The organism is Nocardiopsis moroccensis (assembly GCF_055763695.1).
Genome location: NZ_CP199747.1, coordinates 1752454 through 1768489, shown reverse-complemented (window position 1 = coordinate 1768489; position 16036 = coordinate 1752454). Strand labels below are relative to the sequence as shown.

Below are 16036 nucleotides of genomic sequence, written 5' to 3'. Positions count from 1 at the left end.
CCGGGCCCGTGGTCACAGGCCGAGCGCTCCGGCCATCGCCCGGGCAGCATCCGGCCAGCCCGCCAGCTCCCGGCGGCGCGACCGGGCCGCCTCCCGCAGCTCCTTTCGCAGCCCCGGATCGGTCAGCCACCACCGCAGCGCCCGGCCCAACGCGTCCGGGTCCCCGGGCGGCACCAGCAGTCCCGGCACCCGCCCATCCGAAACGCGCCCCAGCGCCTCGGGCACACCCCCCACCCCGGCGGCCACCACCGGCACGCCCCGGGCCAGAGCCTCGGTGACGACCATCCCGTAGGTCTCCGCACGCGAGGCCAACACCAACAGGTCCGCCGAGTCGTACACACCGGCCAGCTCCGCGCCGACCACAGGGCCGGTGAACCGCACCCGATCCTCGATCCCCGGACGTGGGGGAGGGGTGCCCGGACCCGCGCACACGCACTCCCAGGGCAGGCCGCGCAGCCCGGCCAGGGCTTCGAACAGCAGGTCGTGACCCTTGCGCGGGGTCAACGAGGCCACACACACCAGACGACCGCCCGTCGCCTCCCCGCTCCCGCGCGCCAACGGCGCCGGATCCACCCCCGGTGCCACCACCCCCACCCCGGTCCGCCCGTCCGCCCCGGCCAGGCCGTGGTGCGCGGCCAACCGCCGGGCCGCCCACCCGCTGGTGGTCACCACCCGCACCCCGGACCGCAGCACCTCCCGCTCCCGGGCGTCCAGATCCCGGGCGGTCTCCGGCGCCAACCCGGTCTCGTCGGCCAACGGCAGGTGCACCAGCACCGCCAGGCGCAGCCGCGCCGCGTGCGGGACCACGGCCGCGGGCGCCCCGCACGCCACCAGACCGTCCACCAGCACCCGCGCCCCGTCGGGCTCCCCGGCCAGCACCGAGGCGAGCCCGTCGAGCTCCTCCCGGGCGGGGCGCGGCCATCCGCCCGTCACCACCGCCGTCCGCACCGGCCACCCCAGCGCGGTCATCGCCCGCGCGATCCGCCGGTCGTAGGTGTGGCCACCGCTGGGCGCGCTCGCCTCGGGAACGACGAAGAGTACCGTCACAGCTCCCGTTCGTAGGAGGCCCAGGCCACGTGCGACTCGTGCAGCGTCACCGTGACCGAGGCCAACCCGTCGGCGTGCGGCCCCAACGCTCCCGACCAGATCCGTTCCGCCAGCCGGTCGGCGACCACCTTGGCCAGGAACTCGGTGGAGGTGTTCACCCCAGCGAACTCGGGCACCTCGTCCAGGTTGCGGTAGTTGAGCGCGGCCAGGACCCCGCCCAGCTCCCGGGTGGCGGCACCGATGTCCACCACGATGTTGTCGGGGTCCAACTCCGGGCGGCGCAGCGTCGCGTCCACCACGAACGTCGCCCCGTGCAGGGCCTGGGCGGGGCCGAAGACCTCACCCCGGAAACTGTGCGCGACCATCAGGTGGTCCCGGACGGTGACACTGAACAAGAGGGCTCCCAGCGGGGTGTCGCGGTCAGGTGTCGTAGGTGATCCGGTGGCAGAGCGCGGACAGCGTGCCCTCGGACAGTCGCGGTAGTACCCGCGGCAGCTCCTCGAAACCGCTCTCCCCGGTGACCAGGGCGTCGAAGGCGGGGTCGCCGAGCAGTCGCAGCGCCAGCCGTAGCCGCTCGGCGTGGTCGTAGCGGGAACGGCGTGCCGGTGAGATCATGCCGACCTGGCTGGCCCGCACCGCCAGCCGGTGCGAGTGGAAGTCCTCGCCCAACGGCAGGATCACCTGCCGGTCCCCGTACCAGCTCAGCTCCACGACCTCGCCCTCGGCGTGCAGCAGCCCCAGCGAACGGACCAGCCCCGCCTCGGTCGCACTGGTGTGGAAGACCAGGTCGCGGTCGTCCTCGGCGTCCTCGGCGAGGGCGAAGTCCACCCCCAGCCGTGCGGCGACCTCCGCCCGGTCCGGGTCGATGTCCACCAACTGGACCCGAGCGCCCGGCACCCGGGACACCAGACGGGCCACACAGCACCCCACCATCCCCGCGCCGACCACCGTCACCCGGTCACCCACCAGCGGAGCCGCGTCCCACAGCGCGTTGACCGCGGTCTCCACCGTGCCCGCCAGCACCGCCCGGCCCGCCGGCACGTCCTCGGGCACCACCGACACCGCCGAGGCGGGGACCACGAAGCGGGTCTGGTGCGGGTACAGCGTGAACACCGTCCGCCCCACCAGCTCCTGCGGCCCCTCCTCGACCACACCGACGTTCAGGTAGCCGTACTTGAGCGGACCGGGGAAGTCACCCTCCTGGAAGGGCGCCCGCATCACCCCGTACTGGTTCGGCGGCACCCCGCCGCCGAACACCAGCGTCTCCGTGCCCCGGCTGATCCCCGAGTACAGGCTCCGCACCACCACCTCGTCGGGTCCGGGGTCGGGCAGGGCGGCCTCCCGCACCTCGCCCACACCGGGGGAACGCACCCAGAACGCTCGCGCCGTCCGCTGCATACTCACCTCTCCCGGCGGGCGCCCGTTCGAGGGGAACGCACCCGCCACAGTCCCGATACGTCACGTCCGAACGACCACACCAGGGCGGCCAGCGCACCCGCCACCGCCGCCACGGCGACCGGTACGGGCAGCAGCCCCGAGGCGGCCGCCGTCAACACGATTCCCTGCGCGGCCGCCACCGCCTTCCTGGCCCGGCTCGGCGGCAACGGCCCCCGCAACCACGGCACCGCCCACGCGGCGGCCCCGAACAGGTACCGCAGCACCCCGATCACCAGCACCCAGGGCCCCAGCGACCAGGAAACGTACACGCTCAGCACCAGGATGAGGAACGCGTCGGCCTCCATGTCGAAGCGCGCCCCGAAGTCCGACTCCGTGCGCGTCCCCCGGGCCACCAGCCCGTCCACCCCGTCCAGGACCAGGGCCAGCACCGCCACCGGCACCAGGACCCCCACCGGGCCGCCGTCGGCCGCCAACACCGTCACCGCGCCGATCAGCCCGACCCGGACCAGGGTCACCAGGTCACCCGGGCCGGGTGGCCAGCGCCGGTACCGGCCCACGGCCGCCACCAGCAGCACGGACACCACCAGGGCGTACAACGCCCCCGCGGCCCACCCCCGGACGCTCAGCCAGGAGGCCGGATCAGTCACCCGCGGCCCCCGGACCGCCGTCCAGGTGCGGCAGGTCGTGGCCGAGCCGGTCCCGTTTGGCGGTCAGGTACCGGATGTTGTCCACGTGCGCGGCCACCAGCAACGGCACCCGTTCGGCCACCTTCAGCCCGTACTCCTCCAGCGCCCGCGCCTTCTCCGGGTTGTTGGACAGCAACCGCACCGAACGCACCCCCCGGTACCGCAGCACCCGCGCGGCCGGCCCGTAGTCGCGCACGTCCACCGGCAGGCCCAGCTCCTTCGCCGAGTCCACGGTGTCCAGCCCCCGCTCGTCCTGGAGCGTCTGCGTGCGCACCTTGTCCACGAGCCCGATCCCGCGCCCCTCGTGGCCGCGCAGGTACACCAGCACCCCGCGGCCCTCGGCCAGGATCACGTCCAGGGCGGCCTCCAGCTGGTCGCCGCACTCGCAGCGCAGCGCGCCGAAGACGTCACCGGTCACACACTCGGAGTGCACCCGGACCAGGACCCGCTCGCCGTCCCCGACCTCACCCAGGACCAGGGCCAGATGCTCCCGGCCGTCGACCGGGTCCCGGAAGGCCACACAGCGGAACGTCCCCCGGCGCACCACCAGGTCGGACTCGGCGACCGCGCCGTCGTCCAGTGCGTGTTCTGACATCTGTCTCCTCCCACCGCCGGCGGCGGTATGCCCGGGTGTCTCCCCAGTCGGCCGCGGCCCTACTCGGGCAGGTCGACCCGGATCTCCCCGCCCAGCGCGAACCCGCCCTCCAGCTCCAGGGAGTCCCCGCTCCAGAACCGCCCCGGGTCGTAGTAGCCGGGACGCCTCCCCGGGGGCAGCAGCCCCATCTCCTCGTAGGTCAGCGCGATGACCTCTGCGCAGTAGGCGGTCTCCAGCCGGTCCGCGCGGGCCCGCCGCCGGGACGGCATCCGGCCCAGCGCCCACCGGCCGGCGAGCTGCGCGGTGGACGGGAACGGGGTGCCGTTCAACCGGGCCACCATCCGCAGCGCGGCGTCCTCCATCCCACGGTCGGCCAGCGGGTCGAGCTGGCGCAGCCAGCCCTTCTGCCCGTACCGGCGACCCCACACCAGGACGGCGTCCCGGAGATCGTGCAACTGCACCCCGCGCTGGTGGGTTCCGGTCCACATGTCCACCAGGGACCGGCCCAGTTCCGCGTGCCACATCAGCGGCGGGAGGTCGTCGACCACGATGGACATACCGACGTGGTTGACCGGGCTGTTGGTGGTGAGCTGGATGGCCCGGTCCGGCACGCTCGTGCCGCGGAACACCCACACGTCACCCGTTCTGGTCAGGTCGACCGCCTCGTCAAGGGCCATACTCATATCTGCCACAGGCCCTAGCCTAGGAGTATGAAGTGGTGGAAAGCCTTGGGAGCGGCCGCCTTCGTGGGCGTGGCGGCCAGCGGAGTGGCGATCGCGCGGGCCGAACGGCAGCGCCGTGCCTACACCCCGGAGCAGGTCAGGGAACGTCTCCACGCCCGGGCCGCCGAGGTCGGCCGGGCGGAGGAGGGGCAGGTCGGAACCGGGCCCGCCGGGGACACGGCTGCCGGAGCCGCCGCCGGTCACGGGTCGCGCGGCCCGGGGGACAGGGTCCGCTCGGGGCTGGCGGCGGTGCGGTCCAGCCTGCCGGTGGCCACAATCGGCCGCCTGCTGCGGCGGGTCCGCGGCAGCGGGGACGGGAACCGCTGACCGGTCGGTCCCGCGGCTCAGCCCTGGACGTAGGAGAGCAGGGTGCGTTCGACCTCGGGGGCGGGGCCCACGTCCAGTGGCGGCTCGCCCCTGTCACGGTCCCAGGCCAGCACGTCGGCGGCGGTGGTGAGCAGCGGGGTCGAGGGCAGGCCGGCCTCGCGCGCCCTGCCGAAGTCGCGCTGGAAGGACTGTTCGGCCACCCGGTCGGGGCGCACCAGCGGAAACGCGGCCATCATCGTCTCCGGCGGGACCAGGACGAGCTCGATCTCGCTTCCGGCCGCCTGTGCGCAGACACGGACCATCTCGGACAGGGTGAGGGGTTCGGCGGGCCCCATGGCGTTGAACGCGCCGCCGCGGTCGTCGGCCAGCAGCCGGGACACCAACCGGGCCAGGTCGCGCACGTCCAGGACCTGCACCGGCTGGCCGGGGTCGCCGGGTAGGACGACCTTGCCGCCCCGCGCGGTCCGCCGCACCCAGTAGGTGAACTGGTTGACGTTGTCGTGCGGGCCGGCGAGCATCCCGGGCCGCACGATCGTGGCGCGCTCCCCGTAACGGGAGGTCACCTCCTGTTCGCAGGCCGCCTTCAACGGGCCGTAGGTGTCCCGACCGACCTCCTCGGTGGTCCACTCGGCCGCCCTGAGCGGGGCCGTCTCGTCCGCCCCGGGGCCGACCCCGGCCGCGTAGACGGCGTTGTTGGAGACGAACAGGTACCGGCCGACGCGGTCACCGAGCGCGTCGGCGGCCTGCCGTACGTGCCGGGGCACGAACCCGCTGACGTCCACGACCGCGTCCCACGAACCCTCGGAGAGGGCGGTGTAGTCACCCTCGTCCCGGTCCCCCAGGAGCCGTTCCGCCTGTGCGAAGAGTTCCGGTCCGGTTCTGCCCCGGTTGAAGAGGGTGACCTCGTGTCCCTCCCGCAGTGCGTCGTCAACGATGGCCCGACCGACGAAAGAGGTACCGCCCAACACCAGAATCCGCATGGGGACAGACCCTAGCGTGCTGTCCCGGGATCGCTGGTCAGCGCCCTCACCTCGGTGCGTTAGCCCGAGGTGGGGCGGCCGGCGGGGTGAACGGGCCTCGTCCCGGATCGGGAGGTCCCCACGGATCGCGGTCGGGGGACGCTCAGAGGGGCTTGGTGAGGAAGCCGACCTGCTCCAGCAGACGGATGTGGTCGGTGCCCAGGGTCTCCAGGAAGGCGAGCACGTCACGGTGCGGGACCCGGTGCAGCGGGGCGCTGGTGCGCAGCAGGCCGACCCGGGACACGCCCTCGCCGCCGCCCAGCCGCGAGGACGGGGTGGCGGGCGGGTCGACCCGGTACAGGCGCCAGGCGCTACCCCTGGGGGCGGAGGCCAGCAGCATCATCGGCCGCTTCCACACGATGAGCGCCCACCCCTTGGGGCCCTCGGCGTGGACGTAGACGGTGTCGACGTGCTTCTCCAGCAGTTCGGCGACCTGGGCGACGACCGGGATCGGGTTGGTGAAGCCGCCGTACACGCGGTGCATGCCGGCGTCGTACTCCAGGCTCCAGCCGGACGCCTCCAGGTCGGCGGCCACCTGGGGCAGGTAGTCGTCCTCCGCTGCGGAGGGGACGGGGTTCTCGGGCTCGGGTGAAACGGTGGTCGGGAGGATCAGGCCCAGCTCCAGGTTCGTTCGCTCGTCGGCGGTACGGGTGAGTGCGTTCGGGTTGGCACCGCAGGTGAGTGCGGAGTGCCGGTCGTGCACGGTCCATTCGATGAGACCGCCGTGTTCGGGAAAGCCCTCGGCGACGGGGCGGACGGTGGCCTCGATCCCCGCCGCGGCCAGGGAGTCGGCGGCCGCGTCCCGGTCCTGCGCCGGCCATGAACCGGGGACGCCCAGGACCACGCGGGCAGGGGCGAGCCGGTCCGTCAGGGCGTGCAGCGCCCGCGCGTGGTCACCGCGCAGCGGCGCGTGCAGGGTGAGTTCGGCCACGGGACCCTCGGGGAGGTGGCTGACCAGCGGGGCGTCCAGATTGTGCACCACGCGCGCCTCGGTCTCCACCGGGGCGGTCAGCAGCAGGTCCTCCAGCCGGTCGGCGACCTCGGCCAACCGCTGGGCCGTGGCGTCGGGCAGTGTGACCGAGCTCGGGCAGCCCCGAAGCCACACCCCCAGTTCGGCCAGCGCCCACGGAACCCCCTCGGGGCCGCCGCGCAGCACCGTCCAGGTGCGATCCCGGGTGCCGGGCGCCCCGCTGCCGAAGGCGGCCGCGACGTACTCGTCCCCCACCAGCAGGGCCAGTTCGGGGAGGAGGTCGTGGCAGGTCCGTTCGATCAGGGCGTAGACGCGGTCCGGACGCCGGACCCCGGCGGGGTCCTCGCCCTCGGCCGCCGTGCCCAGGACCGTGACCGCCGCACCGAGGCCCAGGGCAGCGGGGACGATGTCCTCCTCCAGGGCGGGGAGATCGATCTCCGTACCGACCAGGAGGAATTCGCGGAGCGGAGCCCCGTCGGTACGGGAGGTCCACTCGTGCAACAGGGCGAGCGGGGAGACGGACACAGGCGACCTCTGTTCTCACACTGGGGACGTCCACGAGCATAGTCGAGACCGCCGCGTCAAGCCCCGGCGGGCCCGAGCCGCGCGGAACCCGCCCCCGTGGCGGACACCCGGGAACGGGTGCGACGATGTGGGGGCGATGACCGAGAGCGAACAGTGCCGACCGCTGCGCGCCGGGGTGTTCACCCTGGTGTGCGCGAGCCTGTCCGCGATCGGGCACACCGTCAGTTCGGGACACGACGTGCCCCTCGCCGGTCTCCTGCTGGGAACGGCCGCCGTCCTCGCCATGGCGTGGGCGGCGTCGAGCCGACGGCAGAGCCCCTGGATGCTCACCGGGTGGATGCTCTGGGGGCAGCTCGCCCTGCACGTGACCTTCGCCTACACCCAGGAGGCGGGTTCGGGGCACGACGGCCACGGTGGGGCGGTCCTGGCACAGGAGGCCATGCCGGCGTGGGCGATGATCGTGATGCACCTCGTGATGGCCCTGGTCAGCGCGTGGTGGCTGCACGTGGGTGAGAACGCCCTCTTCGCTTTCCTGCGCTTCATGGCGCTCTCCCTGATCCCGCTGCTGCTGGTGGTCGGCGCGGTTCCGGCCGCCCGCGAAACGACGCGCCCCAGGTTCGCCGCCACCGACGAACACTCCCGGTCGCGCCCGCCCTACCTGCGCCACTCCCGGGTCCTGCGCGGGCCGCCGCCGGTTCTGGCCGCCTGACCCACACCAGCCAGAACACCCCGTGGTACCCGGCAGCCCGGACGGGCGCGCGCCGCGCGGACCCGTCCCGCGCCGCCCCGTTCCCGAGCGGCCCGACCCCGCGCCGAAGCGGTCCCGATCCGGTTCCTCCCGAACTGACCCCGGGCCGCTCCGCCCTGAGCGCGAGTGCCCTACCCTGCCGGGCCACCACGCGGTCGGTGACAGAAAGCACACACGTTATGACCTGTGGCAACGGGCGCGTGGTCGCCCGCACCTCCTACCCCGCATCCCGCCCCGACCCGCAACACCCCGACCTGGCCCGGCTGGCCCTGCGCGCCGGTGCGGGCTCACCCGGGGCGATGGACACCCTGTTCACACTCACCCGGGGCGACGTGGCCCGCTACATCGCACGCCGCGTCGACCCCTCCTGGGTCGAGGACCTCACCCAGGAGACCTTCTCCCGCGCCATGCGGGGGCTGCCTCGCTACGCCGGACGGGCACCTGTCCGGGCATGGCTGCTGTCCGTGGCCCGCCACACCGTCGCCGACCGCTACCGCAGCCGGGAACGCGCCCCCCGAACGGAACCGGTCGACGACTGGGAACGCGTACTCGGCCCCGGTTCCGCGTCACCGGGGAGGTTCGACGAGTACCTCGCCCTGGTCTCCCTGCTGGAGAACCTGCCCGAGGACCGGCGCACGGCCTTCGTCCTCACCCAGGTCCACCGGGTGCCCTACGCCGAGGCCGCGGAGCTCACCGGTGTACCCGTCGGCACCGTCCGCTCACGCGTGGCCCGCGGCCGCCGCGACCTGGCACGCCTGCTCCGGGAGGCGGCGTGAACGCCCGCCGGACACACCGATCCACGAGGAAGCACCTGATGACAGATCCACGTACCGGCCCCGCCCGGTGGAGCGCCCTGGCCGCCTCGCTCCTGTTCGGCGCCACCGCCTGCGGAGGAGTCGACCCGGCCGAGGTCGAGCACTACCTCGACCTCTCCGACCAGCCCATGGCCGCCTCGGGGATCGAACTCGCCACGGTGAACGGCGAGCCCTGGGGTTTCACCGACGTCGCCGAGGACCGCCTCACCCTGCTCTTCTTCGGTTACACGAGCTGTCCGGACGTGTGCCCCATGACCATGGCCGAGATCGACCTGGCCCTGGACGAGGCCGGGGACGACGCGGACGGGTTCGACGTGGTGATGGTGAGCAGCGACCCCGTCCGCGACACCGACCAGCAGCTGCGCTCCTGGCTGGACCGGTTCGACCCGGACTTTCAGGGGGTGCGCGGGGACGTCGACGCGACGGTCGAGGCGGCCCGCGACTACGGCGTCCCCATCGAGGCGCCCCAGGAGACCGAGGGGGAGTACCTGGTCTCCCACGGAGGACGGATCCTCGTCCTGACCCCGGGCGGCGAGGCCGCGGGCATGTTCGACGAGGGGGTCACCGCCGACCAGATCGCGCCCCTGCTGCCCGCCCTCCGGGAGGAGCTGCTGTGAGCCGGTCCGGCCCCGCGCGGGGGCGCACCCCCGGGGGCGTCTCCCGCCGGGGGCTGCTCGCCGGGCTGGGCGCCGCCGGGGCGACGGGACTGGTGGGCGGAGGGCTCCTCGGCGCGGGTGCGGCTCGGAGCGCTTCCGGGGCGGGCGATCCCGCCCGGGACCTGTCCCTGTCCCGGGGAGGGCCGCGTCAGGGGCTGCCGCCCGCGGTCCTGACCCCGACCCCGGCCCACGTGCACGTGGTCGCGGTGGACCTGAACGCCGAGGAGCCCGCGCAGGTGTCCGAACGGGCCCGCCTGGTCCTGGAACGGTGGAGTGCGCAGGCCCGCGAACTGCACGGGCACGGTCTGCCGGAACTCGCCCCCGGCACACCCGTCCAGGGGCTGCACCCGGCCTCCCTGGGGGTCACCCTCGGCCTGGGTGCGGACCTGCTGGAGCGGGCCGGACTGGCGGACCGCCGCCCCGACCCGTTGGCGGACCTGCCCGGGTTCGAGGCGGACCGGCTCGAACCCGGGCTGTGCGGCGGCGACCTGATGCTGCACGTGGGCGCCGAGGACCCCCTCGTGGTGAGCGCGGCGGTGGAACACCTGCTCGGCGGGGCCCGCGAGCACGCCACCGTGCGGTGGTCGCTCCCCGGGTTCCAGCGGGCGGCGGCCACCGCGGTCGACCCCTCGGCCACTCCGCGCAACCTCATGGGGCAGATCGACGGAACGGTCAACCCCGACCCCGGCGAGGCGCGGTTCGCCCCACAGGTCCTGGCCGCGCACCCCGGGGGAGGCGCGTCCTGGATGGACGGCGGAACCTACGTGGTCGTGCGCCGGATCCGCATGCTCCTGGACGACTGGTCCGCCCTGGAACCCCGGGCCCGGGAACGGGTGGTCGGCCGCCGCCTGTCGGACGGGGCGCCCCTGGGCGGAGCCCGGGAGGACGACCTCCCCGACCTGGCCGCCCGGGACGCCGACGGGGAGCCGGTCATCCCGGCCGACGCGCACATCCGCCTGGCCAGCCCGGAACGCACCCTCGGCGCCCGCATGCTGCGGCGGGGGTTCAACTACGACCTGGGCTGGGGTGCCAACGGACGGGAGGCCGGGCTGCTGTTCACCGCCTGGCAGGCCGACCCGCGTACCGGCTTCACCGCCGTGCAGCGCGAACTCGACGAGGGCGGGGACGCGCTCAACGCCTACGTCCGACACGAGGGCAGCGCCGTGTTCGCCGTACCCCCGGTCCGTGAGGACGAACCCCACGTGGCGCACGGCCTCTGGTGACTCCCGCGGCAGCAGGCGGGGCACCCCGCGCAACCACCCGAACGAGGACAGGAACGAGAACATGAGAACCAACCGGACGGTCACCGCGGCGGCACTGGTGGCCCTGCCCCTGCTCGCGGCGGCCTGCGCCGCGGTCCCGGACGCCCAGCCCCAGGAGCACGCCGCCACCGACACGGCCGAGGCCGCCGGGAGGGGCAGCGCCCGGGTCGGCGACCTCCTCGTCGAGGACGCCTGGATGCCCGAGCCCGCCAACCCCGAGGTGGGCGTGGTCTACCTGGCCGTCACCAACACCGCCACCGAGGACGACACCGTCACCGGGGTGCACACCAGCGCCTCCGAGGACGCCGACCTGTGCGAGACCGGGACCACCGGGTCCGGTGCCTCGGTCATGCGGACCGTGTCGCGGATCCCGGTCCCGGCCGGGGGGACCACCACCTTCGTGGACGGCGGCTACCACGTCATGGTCAACGACATCCCCGAACCCCTCACCGTCGGTGACGAGGTCACCGTCGGACTCACCTTTGCCAGCGGAGCCGAGGTCGAGGTCGACGCCCCGGTCCAGGAGATGACCGCCCGTTCCGACAACGGTGACCCCGGAGCCCACGACGGCCACCACTAACCGGCCTGCGGGCCTCGCCGCTCCCGCCAACCCGCGACGGTGTCGACCAGCAGGAACAGGGCCAGGGAGGCCCCCAGCACCGGCATCGCCCAACCGACCGCCGCGAGGAACACGACCACCGCGGCCCTCAGGGGCCAGGACAGGGCGAGGAAGGACCCGCGCGGGTACGGCCGGCCCGGGCCGGCCGTACCCGCACGTACCGGGCCACGCTGCCACCACATCCGGTAACCCAGGACGATCACCCAGACCAGCCCTGCGGCCACGGCGGTGAGCAGGATCTGGTTGGGTACCCCGAACAGCACGCCCATGTGCGCGTCCACACCCCAGCGGCTCAGCTTGGCCATCAGGGGGTGGTCGGCGAACCGGACCACGTCGGTGACCTCGGCGGTGTCCTGGGCCACCGCCGCCGAGTCCGCCCTGGTCGGCCAGGAGCGTTCGATCTGGGTGACGACGTAGGGCGAGGTGTGGTCGCCGGGAACCTCCACGGAGACCCGCCCGTCCAGACCGGCCTCGCGGGCCCCGGCCAGGACCGCGTCCAACCCCGCGTCCACCCCGGGGCTCGCGGACGAGGCGTCGGTGGCCACGGCCGGGGTGGTCCAGGACATCTCCCGGCGCAGGTCGGTGATGTTCGCGCCCGCGTACTTGGACCAGGTCAGACCGGTGGCGGACAGCATCAGCAGCCCCAGCAGGAGCCACACCCCGGTGGCGGCGTGCAGCGAGACCGTGCGGCCCCGCCCGGGCGCGGTCCCGGCCCCGGGGACCAGCAGGCGGCGCGCCCGTCGGCGCCGGGCGCGGGCCACCCAGAGCGCGAACCCGCCCAGGGCGACCACCCACAGCCAACTGGCCGCGAGTTCGCTGTACAGGCGGCCCGCCTCGCCCAGGTGCAGTTCGCGGTGGAGCAGGTCGATCCAGGTCCGCACGGGCAGGGCGCCACTGGTGCCGTAGGTCTCGGCCACCCCCAGCACCTCGCCTCCGTGGGGGTCCACGAATACCGTCGGCTGCGGCCCCGAAGCCCCGTCGGGCAGGGCCAGCAGGACCCGGGTGGAGTCCTCGGGGGTGGTGGCCGGGCGTACGGAGTCCACCCGGGAGCCGGGGACCTCGGCCTCGGCGATCCGCACCTGTTCGCTCAGGGGGAGCGACTCCTCCGCGGCGGGGACCCGCAGCTGGTCGGCGTACAGGGCGTTCTCGATCTGCGGCGTCCACACGTACAGCAGCCCGGAGACCGCAGCCACCAGGACGAAGGGGGCGACCAGTACGCCCGCGTAGAAGTGCAGCCGCAGCACCAGCGGCCTGAGCTGGGCCCAGACCCCCGGGCGGGGCGGTGTACGTTCGGGGTCCCTTCCGGTTGCGGGTTCGGTTGTGCTGGGCGCCGGTTCCATGGGTCTCCTCGCCGTCGGTGTCCCGGTCGCCACTGACGTCGTCCGGCGGGCCCGGGGAGTTCCCGGCAGCGGGATTTTCCGGAAAAGGGCGGGGCGCGGCGCGTTCAGAAGAGGGAATTTTCTGAGGCGTCCGCGGTGCCGGGGTGCGGGTCGGCGGGAGGGGGCCGGTCCGCCAACCGGCTCACCCCGGGCACCAGGAGCGGGAGCAGACTGGTGGCCACACCCACCGCGGCCGCACCGAACAGCACCGGTCGGGCGCCCGCGGTCTCCGCCAGGGCGCCGGCCACTGCGTACCCGACGGGTTCCAGTCCGAAGCTGCCCACCTGGTCGATGCTGATCACCACGCTCAGCCTGTCCTGCGGGACGGCCCGCTGCAACGCGGTGTACCAGTACACGCCGAAGACCATGAAACCCACTCCGGTGGCGGCGTAGCCCGTCAGCAGCACCGGTACCGGCGCGGTCAGCGCCAGACCCAGCAGCACCAGCGGGTAGCAGAGCACGCCCGCCAGCGACACCAGCCCGGGCCGGGCCGGACTCCACCGGGCCGCGAGGACTCCGCCCGCCAGTTGGCCCGCCGCCATGCAGGACAGGGCCAGCCCGTAGACGGGTTCGGCGTAGGAGTCCGCGACCACGATCGGCAACAGGGTGAACCCGGGGGCCAGGGTGGCGGGAGCCTGCACGGTGGCGACCGCGATGACCGCCAGCACCCACGGTCTGCGCACCACCTCGCGCCAGCCCGCCCGCAGACTCGTCCCCATGCTCTCCGCGGACCGCTCGGGTGCGGGCGGCGCCTCCCGGATCCACACCAGGGTGCCCACGCAGACCGCGAACAGCGCCGCGATCAGTACGAACACGGCCCGCACGTCCAGGACGGCGAGGAGTACCCCCGCGGTGGCGGGCCCGGTGACCCCGGCGGCGCGTCCCACGATGTTGCGCAGGGCGTTGGCCTGCTGGAGCCGCTCCCGCGCGACGATCAGCGGCATCAGGGAGCCGCTGGCCGGTTCCACCACGGAACCGGTCATCCCGCTGAGCACGGCCAGGGCGATCAGCCACGCTCCGCTCCCGGGGCCGAGAGCGAACCCCAGCATCACCAGCAGCTGTACGGAGTCGTTGGCCACCAGCGCCGTCGACTTGCGCATTCGGGTCAGCAGCGCTCCGCTCAGCAGGGCGAACAGCGATCCGGCCGCTCCGCGCACGCCCAGGACCAACCCGAGAATCAGGGGCCCGTGTTCGACGAGCACCAGGCCGACCATCGCGACCGGCAGCATTTCCGAGCCCAGGTCGCCCGCGCCCCTGCCCATGAGCAGCAGGCGCAGGTTCCGGTGTCGCAGTGCCCGGGGGATCGGCAGGGCACTGCGTGGCAAGTCGCGGTCTCCGATTCGGGTCGTTCGGTTCGTCAGGGGCGGGGCGTGGCACGTGTCGGGGCCCGGGACAAGCTAGGGCGTGGCACGTGTCGGAGCAAGGGAGTTTCCGGCCCCTCCCGTGGCGGAAGGGGCCGGAGCCGTCCGTCAGCGCGCCGCGGACAGCGTCTTGACCAGCAGGTCCACGTCATCCTCGGTGTTGTACAGGTGGAAGGAGACCCGCAGCCGCCCGTCGCGGGTGGCCCCGGCGATCCCCGCCTCGGCGAGGCGTTCGGCGGCCCCCTCGGGGACGGGCAGCGACACGATCGCCGAACCCGCCTCCGCCAGCCCCATCGCGGTCCGGAACCGGTCGCCGAGGGCGGTGTCGTGCGCGTGCACGGTCTCGATCCCGACCTCGTTCAGCAGGTCCAGGGCGGGTGCCAGGCCGATCCACGCCGACCACACCGGGGCCAGGTCCAGGCGGCGCGCCCCCTCGGCCAGGCGCAGCGGGCCGCCGTAGAGCGCGTTCCACGGTTCGGCGCCCGCATACCAGCCGGGGGCGAGGGGTTCGAGGGTGCCCAGGGCCTCCGCGGTCCCGGTGAGGAAGGCCGCGCCCCGGGTGCCCAGCAGCCACTTGTAGGTGCTGCACACCAGGAAGTCCACACCGGCGGGAACCGGCAGCCAGCCCGCTGACTGGCTGGTGTCGAGCATGAGCCGGGCGCCGTGGTCGGCGCAGGCGGTGACCAGGTCCTCGACGGGGGCGAGCGCCCCGGTGGCGGACTGGGCGGCGGCCACGGCGACCAGGGTGGTGGCCGGTCCGACCTCCTCGGGCAGCTGTTCGAGGGGGACCTCCCGGACCCGGACCCCGTGTGCCTGCCTGGCCAGGAAGGGGAAGGCCACCGAGGTGAACTCGTCCCGGGCGAGCAGGACCTCCGAACCCGGCGGCAGGCTCGCGGCGATCGTTCCGGCGAACTGCGAGGTGTGGGTGCCCACCGCGACGCGGTCGGCGCTGGTCCCGGCCAGGCGCGCGTAGGAGGCCCGGGCGCCGTCGATCACGCTGTCGACGGCGCCGGGGGAGAAGCGTCCGGTGGCCACCTCGTGGGTGTGGCGCTCCAGCGCCAGCCGGGACCGGTGGGGCGTCAGGCCGTGGGTGGCGGTGTTGAGGTAGGTGTTCTCGAAGGAGAACTGCTGCTGTGCTCCGCGCAGACGGGCGCGGTCGGTGTGGTCCATGCGGTGATGCTCACAGGGCGGGGCGGTTCACTCAAGGGCCAATTCGGGCCCGGGAGCAGGCCACTTGCCCGGGAGGCGGCCGCGGTCCGGCCCGCGGGCGTGCCGGGGCCGACCGTGCCCTGGCGGCCCTAGTTGCGGAACTTGGCCTCGGCGTCGGTGGAACCGGCCATGAGCTTGTTGAGCAGCCGGACCAGTTCGCGGCGTTCCTTGGGTTCGAGGGCCTGCGCCCAGGCGCTCTCCCGGCGGTTGTGGGCGCGGAAGACGCCCAGGATGGCCCCGTACCCGGCCTCGCTGAGGCCGAGCTGGAGGGCGCGGCGGTCGTGCGTGGCGCGTTCGCGGGTGATCAGGCCGTCGCGTTCGAGCGTGTTGAGCAGGGCGGACAGCGCGGCGCGGCTCATGCCGGAGATCTCGGCGGTGGTCTTGGCCTCCATGGGCCCGGTCAACCAGAGCGCGAAGAGCACGCGAAAGCCCGGCCAGGTCCATCCCCGGGGGCGGTGGACGGAGGACTCCAGGTCATAGACGACCATGCTCGTCGCCCGGTTGAGGGTCAGGACCATGCGCATGGCCTCGGCGTTGACCGAGGGGAGCTCCCGTTCGGCCTTCTGCACCGCGTAGTCCACGAATGACCAGAAGGTGAGCTCGTCGGGGGGTGCGGTGTTGTGAGTCACGCGAGCCAGCCTAGTACGCGGAGGTATCCGTGGTTCGCCCTGTCTTTACCGTGCGTTCTTCCCCGGTCC

Annotated in this window: 18 protein-coding genes; 6 read left to right on the top strand and 12 right to left on the bottom strand. The window is 73.9% G+C overall.

The features are described 5' to 3' along the window. Positions 1-12 precede the first annotated feature (12 nt). The 6 genes from ACUKCB_RS07615 to ACUKCB_RS07590 are packed head-to-tail and all read right to left on the bottom strand — an operon-like array spanning position 13 to position 4409. A complete protein-coding gene (locus tag ACUKCB_RS07615) occupies positions 13-1047 on the bottom strand; it encodes a glycosyltransferase family 4 protein (protein ID WP_473039782.1) in 1035 nt (344 codons plus the stop codon). Then, positions 1044-1442, bottom strand: coding sequence for a 6-pyruvoyl trahydropterin synthase family protein (locus ACUKCB_RS07610; RefSeq protein WP_473039781.1), 399 nt, complete (start codon positions 1440-1442; stop codon positions 1044-1046). Before ACUKCB_RS07610 ends, ACUKCB_RS07615 begins: the two co-directional genes overlap by 4 nt. Positions 1443-1467: 25 nt before the next feature. Beyond that, positions 1468-2445 (bottom strand): zinc-dependent alcohol dehydrogenase, encoded by a 978-nt coding sequence (locus ACUKCB_RS07605; RefSeq protein WP_473039780.1) that lies wholly within the window; start codon positions 2443-2445, stop codon positions 1468-1470. A 2-nt stretch (positions 2446-2447) separates the two neighbouring features. Then, positions 2448-3092 carry a CDP-alcohol phosphatidyltransferase family protein gene (locus ACUKCB_RS07600; RefSeq protein WP_473039779.1) on the bottom strand — a complete coding sequence of 215 codons (645 nt, stop codon included), beginning with the start codon at positions 3090-3092 and terminating at the stop codon, positions 2448-2450. Further along, on the bottom strand, positions 3085-3726 hold the full coding sequence (gene ribA / locus ACUKCB_RS07595) for a GTP cyclohydrolase II (protein WP_473039778.1): 642 nt from the start codon (positions 3724-3726) through the stop codon (positions 3085-3087). The genes ACUKCB_RS07600 and ribA overlap by 8 nt, the downstream gene beginning before the upstream one ends. 59 nt (positions 3727-3785) lie before the next feature. After that, on the bottom strand, positions 3786-4409 hold the full coding sequence (locus ACUKCB_RS07590; protein WP_452544762.1) for a hypothetical protein: 624 nt from the start codon (positions 4407-4409) through the stop codon (positions 3786-3788). A 27-nt stretch (positions 4410-4436) separates the two neighbouring features. Between ACUKCB_RS07590 and ACUKCB_RS07585 the strand changes: the two genes are divergently transcribed. Beyond that, on the top strand, positions 4437-4775 hold the full coding sequence (locus tag ACUKCB_RS07585) for a hypothetical protein (RefSeq protein ID WP_473039777.1): 339 nt from the start codon (positions 4437-4439) through the stop codon (positions 4773-4775). 17 nt (positions 4776-4792) lie between these two features. Here ACUKCB_RS07585 and ACUKCB_RS07580 read toward each other — a convergent pair whose 3' ends face one another. Both ACUKCB_RS07580 and ACUKCB_RS07575 read right to left on the bottom strand, forming a co-directional pair. Next, a complete protein-coding gene (locus ACUKCB_RS07580) occupies positions 4793-5755 on the bottom strand; it encodes an NAD-dependent epimerase/dehydratase family protein (protein ID WP_473039776.1) in 963 nt (320 codons plus the stop codon). 142 nt (positions 5756-5897) lie between these two features. Then, on the bottom strand, positions 5898-7289 hold the full coding sequence (locus tag ACUKCB_RS07575) for a hypothetical protein (protein WP_473039775.1): 1392 nt from the start codon (positions 7287-7289) through the stop codon (positions 5898-5900). 136 nt (positions 7290-7425) lie between these two features. Here ACUKCB_RS07575 and ACUKCB_RS07570 point away from each other — a divergent pair, with 136 nt between their 5' ends. The 5 genes from ACUKCB_RS07570 (at position 7426) to ACUKCB_RS07550 (ending at position 11350) form a co-directional block, all read left to right on the top strand. After that, entirely contained in the window at positions 7426-7998 is a 573-nt protein-coding gene (locus ACUKCB_RS07570; RefSeq protein ID WP_473039774.1) for a hypothetical protein, read from the top strand. Between the two features lie 218 nt (positions 7999-8216). Then, on the top strand, positions 8217-8813 hold the full coding sequence (locus ACUKCB_RS07565) for an RNA polymerase sigma factor (RefSeq protein WP_473039773.1): 597 nt from the start codon (positions 8217-8219) through the stop codon (positions 8811-8813). 38 nt (positions 8814-8851) lie between these two features. Next, positions 8852-9469 carry an SCO family protein gene (locus ACUKCB_RS07560; protein ID WP_473039772.1) on the top strand — a complete coding sequence of 206 codons (618 nt, stop codon included), beginning with the start codon at positions 8852-8854 and terminating at the stop codon, positions 9467-9469. Further along, on the top strand, positions 9466-10731 hold the full coding sequence (locus tag ACUKCB_RS07555) for a Dyp-type peroxidase (protein ID WP_473039771.1): 1266 nt from the start codon (positions 9466-9468) through the stop codon (positions 10729-10731). The genes ACUKCB_RS07560 and ACUKCB_RS07555 overlap by 4 nt, the downstream gene beginning before the upstream one ends. A 61-nt stretch (positions 10732-10792) precedes the next feature. Continuing rightward, entirely contained in the window at positions 10793-11350 is a 558-nt protein-coding gene (locus ACUKCB_RS07550) for a copper chaperone PCu(A)C (RefSeq protein ID WP_473039770.1), read from the top strand. Here the strand turns inward: ACUKCB_RS07550 and ACUKCB_RS07545 are convergent. From ACUKCB_RS07545 to ACUKCB_RS07530, 4 genes are all read right to left on the bottom strand, one after another. Further along, positions 11347-12729: a PepSY-associated TM helix domain-containing protein gene (locus ACUKCB_RS07545; RefSeq protein ID WP_473039769.1), complete on the bottom strand. Its 1383-nt coding sequence runs from the start codon at positions 12727-12729 to the stop codon at positions 11347-11349. The two genes, ACUKCB_RS07550 and ACUKCB_RS07545, sit on opposite strands and share 4 nt — an antisense overlap. 104 nt (positions 12730-12833) lie before the next feature. Next, the gene (locus ACUKCB_RS07540; protein ID WP_473039768.1) at positions 12834-14093 is read right to left on the bottom strand and encodes an MFS transporter; all 1260 of its coding nucleotides are present in this window, start codon (positions 14091-14093) and stop codon (positions 12834-12836) included. Between the two features lie 144 nt (positions 14094-14237). After that, positions 14238-15299 (bottom strand): aminotransferase class V-fold PLP-dependent enzyme, encoded by a 1062-nt coding sequence (locus tag ACUKCB_RS07535; protein WP_473039767.1) that lies wholly within the window; start codon positions 15297-15299, stop codon positions 14238-14240. Positions 15300-15427: 128 nt separating this feature from the next. Beyond that, a complete protein-coding gene (locus ACUKCB_RS07530; protein ID WP_473039766.1) occupies positions 15428-15967 on the bottom strand; it encodes a MarR family winged helix-turn-helix transcriptional regulator in 540 nt (179 codons plus the stop codon). Positions 15968-16036 lie beyond the last annotated feature (69 nt).

Excerpts from the sequence above, each read along its gene's own strand:
- ACUKCB_RS07605 (WP_473039780.1), bottom strand. The coding sequence starts at position 2,445 with ATGCAGCGGACGGCGCGAGCGTTCTGGGTGCGTTCCCCCGGTGTGGGC.
- ribA (WP_473039778.1), bottom strand. The coding sequence starts at position 3,726 with ATGTCAGAACACGCACTGGACGACGGCGCGGTCGCCGAGTCCGACCTG.
- ACUKCB_RS07590 (WP_452544762.1), bottom strand. The coding sequence starts at position 4,409 with ATGAGTATGGCCCTTGACGAGGCGGTCGACCTGACCAGAACGGGTGAC.
- ACUKCB_RS07585 (WP_473039777.1), top strand. The coding sequence starts at position 4,437 with ATGAAGTGGTGGAAAGCCTTGGGAGCGGCCGCCTTCGTGGGCGTGGCG.
- ACUKCB_RS07580 (WP_473039776.1), bottom strand. The coding sequence starts at position 5,755 with ATGCGGATTCTGGTGTTGGGCGGTACCTCTTTCGTCGGTCGGGCCATC.
- ACUKCB_RS07570 (WP_473039774.1), top strand. The coding sequence starts at position 7,426 with ATGACCGAGAGCGAACAGTGCCGACCGCTGCGCGCCGGGGTGTTCACC.
- ACUKCB_RS07565 (WP_473039773.1), top strand. The coding sequence starts at position 8,217 with ATGACCTGTGGCAACGGGCGCGTGGTCGCCCGCACCTCCTACCCCGCA.
- ACUKCB_RS07560 (WP_473039772.1), top strand. The coding sequence starts at position 8,852 with ATGACAGATCCACGTACCGGCCCCGCCCGGTGGAGCGCCCTGGCCGCC.
- ACUKCB_RS07550 (WP_473039770.1), top strand. The coding sequence starts at position 10,793 with ATGAGAACCAACCGGACGGTCACCGCGGCGGCACTGGTGGCCCTGCCC.
- ACUKCB_RS07545 (WP_473039769.1), bottom strand. The coding sequence starts at position 12,729 with ATGGAACCGGCGCCCAGCACAACCGAACCCGCAACCGGAAGGGACCCC.
- ACUKCB_RS07535 (WP_473039767.1), bottom strand. The coding sequence starts at position 15,299 with ATGGACCACACCGACCGCGCCCGTCTGCGCGGAGCACAGCAGCAGTTC.